General features: G+C 36.7%; 2 protein-coding genes and 1 pseudogene. 2 read left to right on the forward strand and 1 reads right to left on the reverse strand.

Annotated features, from left to right (window positions below; all coding sequences use genetic code 11):
* A pseudogene (locus FHQ23_RS11015) lies at positions 1 to 471 on the reverse strand (ROK family protein); the annotation flags it as partial.
* A 198-nt stretch (positions 472 to 669) separates the two neighbouring features.
* Here FHQ23_RS11015 and FHQ23_RS11020 point away from each other — a divergent pair.
* Both FHQ23_RS11020 and FHQ23_RS11025 read left to right on the forward strand, forming a co-directional pair.
* Positions 670 to 1,449, forward strand: coding sequence for an SDR family oxidoreductase (locus FHQ23_RS11020; RefSeq protein WP_139614369.1), 780 nt, complete (start codon positions 670 to 672; stop codon positions 1,447 to 1,449).
* Positions 1,450 to 1,524: 75 nt separating this feature from the next.
* Complete coding sequence (locus FHQ23_RS11025) at positions 1,525 to 3,123, forward strand: xylulokinase (RefSeq protein ID WP_139614370.1); 1,599 nt, start codon at positions 1,525 to 1,527, stop codon at positions 3,121 to 3,123.
* Positions 3,124 to 3,201 lie beyond the last annotated feature (78 nt).

Raw genomic sequence — 3,201 nt, forward strand, 5'->3', positions numbered from 1 at the left:
CACAGATTTCCGATTTTTATCTGCGATTCCTTGAATTGAAATTCCGACGCCTAAAATCCGCTCAATATTATATCCAATATTTTCTATGAAGCTAGAAACATGATGAGTTAATTTTTCAACATATTTATTATTATTTTTAAAAATAAGGTCTGTTTTGTTTTGTTGTAAAATATCACCTTTTAAATTAATGGCGATACATTTAACTATTTTTTCTTGAATTTCAACACCAATAGAAATAAATGCATCTTCAACTAATTTATATGCTATCGCCGGTCTACCCCCTTCAGATTGTAAAAAACCTTGTGCGATTATTTTTCCCTCAGATTCCAATCTAGTAATATTATTTGTTACTGTAGGTAGGCTCAAATTAAGTAAGCGAACAATCTGGGGCTTAGACAACTGGTGATGCAAAAAAAATAATTTATAAATATTTTGATAATTATTTAACTTTACATCCAAAACGGCGTTCATATTAGTCTCTTCTTGTAAACATACTAACAATTTCGTGAACTATATCACAGAACGAATGCAAAACCATCCTTTTGCAAGGTTATTTTATAAAAGTCTATTGCAAAAACATTTAGGAAGGATTAAGTTAAATCCACTTAACAAAAATAGCTTTAATAAAGTATATTTACCTATCATGATAATTTACACAAAGGAGCACTTATGAGTATTTTAGAAAAAATGAAATTAACCGGGAAAACTGCATTTATCACAGGTGGTGCGCGTGGCATTGGGAAAAGTGTTGCAATTGCGTTTGCACAAGCTGGTGCCAATATAGTAATTGCTGATTTTGATCTTATCGAGGCAGAAAAAACAGCTATTGAAATTGCAGATCGCGAAGGTGTTCGTACGCTGGCAGTAAAAACCGATGTAACAGACCAAGCTAGCATTAATAATTTGATCGACGTAATTAAGCAAGAGTTTGGCAAATTAGATATTGCTTTCTGTAATGCTGGTATCTGTTTGAATATCCCTGCGGAAGATATGACGCTAGAACAATGGTCTAAGGTAATCAATGTGAACCTAACTGGCGTATTTTTAACTGCGCAAGCAGCGGGAAAACTGATGATAGAACAAGGTACAGGCGGCTCCATAATTAATACAGCATCAATGTCCGCCCATATTGTTAATGTGCCACAACCGCAATGTGCCTACAATGCATCAAAAGCCGGCGTCATCCAACTAACCAAATCACTAGCTATTGAGTGGGCAAAACATAATGTTCGTGTAAACAGTTTGAGTCCTGGTTATATCGGTACTGAACTCACTTTGAATTCAAAAGATCTCCAACCATTAATCAAAGAATGGAATGCAATTGCTCCATTACACCGTATGGGAACACCTGAAGAATTACAAGCTATTTGCGTATATCTTGCTGGTGATACGAGTACTTTCACTACCGGTTCTGATTTTATCATTGATGGTGCATTTACATGCTTCTAAGGAATCTCGACAAATGAACATAAAGAATGATAGAGCACTCTATAATTCTTGAGAATAAATTTTTGAGGGGGGAATATGCATACCAATGTAAAGTCATTGATTGAAGATGGTCAAACCTATTTAGGTATCGAATTAGGTTCCACACGAATTAAATCCGTATTAATTGATACAAATGGGAATATTCTAGCAAAAGGTAGTTTTGAGTGGGAAAACCACTTTGTCAATGGTATCTGGACATATCCACTAGATGAGGTCTGGGCGGGTATAGCCAAAAGCTATCAGGATCTATGTAAGGACGTTCAAGTAAAATACGCAGTGGTAATAAAGCGCCTTTCTGCCATAGGCATTAGTGCAATGATGCATGGTTATTTACCTTTTGATAGCCAAGAGCGCCAGTTGTGTGAATTCCGAACTTGGCGGAATAACACCACAGCTATTGCTGCGGATCAATTAACCGAGTTGTTACATTACAATATTCCACAACGCTGGAGTGTCGCGCATCTATATCAAGCCATATTAGATCAGGAATCTCATACCCAAAATATAGCCTACATCACAACATTAGCTGGTTATGTACATTGGCAATTGACTGGAAAAAAAGTATTGGGCATCGGTGATGCTTCGGGAATGTTCCCCATTGATTCAGGAATCAAAGATTACGATATTGCCATGACCAATATTTTCAATCAATTAATTAGTGATAAAGGCTTCACATGGCAACTTGAAGACATTTTACCTAATGTATTACTAGCTGGTGATAATGCCGGAATCTTAACTGAAAGAGGAGCAAAGCTCATTGATCCTAGCGGTAATTTACAAGCTGGTTGTATACTCTGCCCTCCTGAAGGTGACGCAGGAACAGGCATGATGGCAACCAATAGCATTAAAGTAAAAACCGGTAATGTCTCGGCTGGTACTTCTGCTTTTGCTATGGTGGTACTCGAAAAGCCACTATCTAAAGTTTATAGAGACCTTGACATGGTTACAACTCCGGCAGGAGAACTTGTTGCAATGGCTCATTCCCAAAATTGCAGTTCTGATCTTAATGCGTGGTTCCAACTTTTTGGTGAAATACTACATACATTTAATGTTGACTTCAGTATGGAACAGCTATACGGAAAGTTATTTGATAAAGCTTTGGAGGCAAATCCTGACGGTGGTGGATTACTGTCTTACTGCTTTTATTCAGGAGAGCATGGAGTAGATCTAACAACTGGTTGTCCATTGTTCTTACATCCAGCCAACGCAAAGTTTTCTTTAGCAAACTTCGTCCTTGTACAACTATACACTTCATTTGGTGCAATGAAGTTAGGAATGGATACATTAACTAAAAAAGAAAATGTAGAAATTGAAAAAATCTTTGCTCATGGAGGTTTGTTCAAGAGCAAAGATATTGCACAACGTATTTTAGCCGCAGCACTCAATGTCCCGGTTGCTTTATTGGAAACTGCAAGTGAAGGAGGTGCTTGGGGAATTGCATTATTGGCAGCTTATACTCAACAAACACAACTTTCTTTAACAGGGTACTTGGATCAAATTATCTTCTCTAATACTGAAGATAACGTAGCAAATCCAGATGCCGAATGGGTAAGAGGCTATGAAAACTTTATTCAGCGTTATAAAGATGCTCTACCTATCGAGCAAATGGCTGCAGATTTTGCAATAAATAATTAAATTAATAGGATATCTATCCTATTCTAACCGAAATTCTTATAACGCTTTATAACAAGAATTTCATAATATTCTACTTAC

The sequence above is a fragment of the Testudinibacter crocodili genome (assembly GCF_006228025.1).
Classification (GTDB): domain Bacteria; phylum Pseudomonadota; class Gammaproteobacteria; order Enterobacterales; family Pasteurellaceae; genus Chelonobacter.

Coding starts and splice junctions, on each gene's coding strand:
- FHQ23_RS11025 (WP_139614370.1), top strand. CDS start 1,525: ATGCATACCAATGTAAAGTCATTGATTGAAGATGGTCAAACCTATTTA.
- FHQ23_RS11020 (WP_139614369.1), top strand. CDS start 670: ATGAGTATTTTAGAAAAAATGAAATTAACCGGGAAAACTGCATTTATC.